The sequence below is a fragment of the Marinobacter azerbaijanicus genome (assembly GCF_030250645.1).
GTDB classification, from domain to species: Bacteria; Pseudomonadota; Gammaproteobacteria; order Pseudomonadales; family Oleiphilaceae; genus Marinobacter; species Marinobacter azerbaijanicus.
This window is the reverse complement of record NZ_JASSVS010000046.1, coordinates 1-2,902: the sequence shown is the minus strand read 5'-3', so window position 1 is coordinate 2,902 and position 2,902 is coordinate 1. Positions and strand designations below refer to the sequence as shown.

The following is a 2,902-nucleotide window of genomic DNA, read 5'->3' as shown; positions in this document are numbered from 1 at the left end:
ATGGCGGCGAGGAAGTAGGCGTCGCGGTGGCTCAGCCGCAGGCGGTGGGCGCGCGCCACGCCGTGGATCAGCCAGCCCATCACCAGGAAGGTGAGCAGCTCGGCGGTGAACAGGGCCGGCGCGATAATTGCCCAGGGGCGATCGGCCAGGCCGGGCAGCAGGGCATCGCCATGCCGGTAGATGGCGTAGTGCAGCATGACCGGCGGCAGCAGCGACAGCGGCAGTACCACGCGCAGGATCAAGGCATTGAGAGAAGGGCGCTCGCGTCGCAGTTGCTGCCAGCCTCCCTCTTGCGTGAAGGGAAGCTGCAGAATCAGGGAAATGTTCATGGTTTTGCCTTTGCCAGTGTTATGCCGTGTCGTTGTTACATGCAGTGCTGCTCATTCGCTGAAGAGGAATCAGTACGCCCAGACTATGGCCATCAGCAGTCCCCAGGCCAGAACACCGCCAGCCATGACGGTATAGGTCGCAGACATTGCCACGACATCGCTATCCTCGCGATGGCACAGGGCCTGCAGGCCGTGGTAAATCAGGCTGCAGGAAATCCCCAGGGCCACGATTGCCACCAGCGTGTTGAGCAGTACGCTAGGAATCAGCAGGGCCAGCGAGGCGGACCACAGCGGCAACGGCGCCAGGGCCGCAAGCAAGTAAGCGTCGTGGTAATCGATTGACATGTCATCGCTATTGACCACCGCATGAATCAGCCACCCCATTACGAAGAAAGTGAGCAGCTCGGCGAGAAACAGGATCGTGGTGATGTAACGCCATGGACGCTCACCGAACCCAGCAATGAAGGTGTCACCATAGTGCGTGCCGGCGTAATAGAGCAGCACGGGGGGAAGCAGTGACATGGGCAATACCACCAGCCAGACCAACTTCGGAATGGAGGGGCGTCCTTGACGCAGTTGCTGCCAGCCGCCTGCGCGGGTGAAGGGGAGCTGCAGAATTATCGCGAGATTCATGGCGGACACCCCAGTCGAGATTTTTATATCATGCTATGATATTGTTTATGCGCCAAATCGCAATATGTCAAGACTCACCTGTCAGGAGAGCGGCTCGATGTCCGAGCATGATTCATCTGAAGCGGTATCCAGCCCTTTGACCAAGCAGGATTTCGAGCGGCTTTCCCACTTTCGCCACCAGCTGCGCTGTTTCTTGCGGGTCAGCGAAGATATTTGCCAGCAGCATGGCCTCACCTCGCTGCAGTATCAGCTGCTGCTGCACCTGAAGGGGTTTACGGGGCGGGAGTGGGCCACGGTGGGGGAGCTCGCCGAACGGCTCCAGGCCAAGCATCACGGCACCGTGATGCTGGTCGATCGCTGCGAGCAGCTCGGCCTGGTGCAGCGAAGCCCCGGACGCAACGACCGGCGGCGCAGCGAAGTGCACCTGCTGCCGAAGGGGGCGCTGATCGTCGAACAGGTTGCCAGCGAGCATCAGCCGGAGTTGCGTCACTTGCAGGAGGAGTTCCAACTGCCCGGCTGGTCGGAGTCAGTTTAGAGCATCGTGCTGAAATCACGTTTCGTTTTCATGTGCCGCAGAGCGTGCTGACGATACCGGTACATGGTCCGTTGCTTGTATTGAGGAGAGAGTATGAATGACAGCCAACGTCAGGATTGGGACCCCCGCGCCGAGTCAGTGCTTGCAGATCAAATAACCGCCTACGATAGCATGCGTCGCCGCTGCCCGGTGGCCTACAGCGATTACCTGCAGTGGTCGCTGTTTCGCCACGAAGATGTAATGCGAGTGCTCTTGGATCACGAAACCTTCAGCAACGCTGCCAGTCACCATCTCTCCGTGCCCAATGCCATGGACCCGCCCGAGCACACGTATTTTCGGCAGCTCATCGAGCCTTATTTTCTCCCTGAGGCGATGGCGGCGTTCGAGCCGCACTGTCGAGAAATCGCCAAGCGCGTGGTGGCACGGCTGCCGCAAACGGGTGAGATCGAGGCAATGGCCGAGCTGGGCCAGGACTTCGCCTTGGAGATCCAGTGTGCCTACATGGGTTGGCCCGAGAGCCTGCATGAACCATTGCGTGACTGGGTGGAGCGCCAGCAAGCGGCAACCCTGGCAGGTGATCGCCAGGCCCTGGGTGAGTTGGCGTTGGAGTTCGATAGCGTGATTCGCGACCTGCTGGCTGAGCGTCGGACGGCCGGTGAGGCTGCGCCGGATGATGTCACCTCGTGCATCATGAACGAGACGGTACAGGGCCGACCGCTCGCTGATGAAGAGATCGTCAGTATCATTCGCAACTGGACGGTGGGTGAGTTGGGTACCATCGCTGCAAGTGTGGGAATACTGGTGCGCTACCTGGCTGAACATTCAATGTTGCAGGCCAGGCTGCGCGAAGAGCCGGAACTGTTACCGACGGCCATCGACGAGATCTTAAGATTGGATGCACCGCTGATATCCAATCGGCGCGTGACCAGGCAGCCGGTAGAGATTTGCGGGCGGCAGATACCCGCCGGAGAGCGACTGACGATTCTGTGGGGCTCGGCGAACAGAGACGAGGCGGTCTTTGGCGATCCGGATGAGCTTCGGTTGGATCGGGACCCCCAGACCAACCTGCTCTACGGTGCCGGCATCCATGTCTGCCCCGGCGCGCCGCTGGCACGTATGGAACTGCGCCTGATCATGGAGGCGCTTCTCGCCGGTACCCTCCACCTGGCCTTGATAGCCGACAAACCGGCGGTTCGGGCCAGATTTCCCGCTGGTGGTTACTCATCGGTGCCCATCAGGGTGACGCGCTGAATCATCGGCCGGTCCTCTGTGGCCGGCCGATCGGCATCGTTCATAGCCCGATCTGGTGGGCCCGATGGGTAAAGAAGATCCCGCTGGGTGATTCGGCCGGCAGTCTGGCTAGCTCCTCGAAGGTGCGGGTGTCGTAGACCACCACCTGGTTGCT

The 2,902-nt window shown here is 60.6% G+C and carries 4 protein-coding genes and 1 pseudogene; 2 read left to right on the top strand and 3 right to left on the bottom strand.

Annotated features, from left to right (window positions below; all coding sequences use genetic code 11):
• Positions 1-329, bottom strand: a pseudogene (locus tag QPM17_RS23375) (hypothetical protein); the annotation flags it as partial.
• A gap of 69 nt (positions 330-398) precedes the next feature.
• Positions 399-962, bottom strand: a complete 564-nt coding sequence (locus QPM17_RS23370; protein WP_159548148.1) for a Yip1 family protein — start codon at positions 960-962, stop codon at positions 399-401.
• Between the two features lie 97 nt (positions 963-1,059).
• Here QPM17_RS23370 and QPM17_RS23365 point away from each other — a divergent pair, with 97 nt between their 5' ends.
• Together QPM17_RS23365 and QPM17_RS23360 are read left to right on the top strand one after the other, a co-directional pair.
• Positions 1,060-1,497: a MarR family winged helix-turn-helix transcriptional regulator gene (locus tag QPM17_RS23365; RefSeq protein ID WP_159548150.1), complete on the top strand. Its 438-nt coding sequence runs from the start codon at positions 1,060-1,062 to the stop codon at positions 1,495-1,497.
• A gap of 93 nt (positions 1,498-1,590) precedes the next feature.
• Positions 1,591-2,748 (top strand): cytochrome P450, encoded by a 1,158-nt coding sequence (locus QPM17_RS23360; RefSeq protein WP_285394151.1) that lies wholly within the window; start codon positions 1,591-1,593, stop codon positions 2,746-2,748.
• 40 nt (positions 2,749-2,788) lie between these two features.
• Here the strand turns inward: QPM17_RS23360 and QPM17_RS23740 are convergent, their stop codons facing one another.
• A complete protein-coding gene (locus QPM17_RS23740) occupies positions 2,789-2,890 on the bottom strand; it encodes a hypothetical protein (protein ID WP_340367529.1) in 102 nt (33 codons plus the stop codon).
• Positions 2,891-2,902 lie beyond the last annotated feature (12 nt).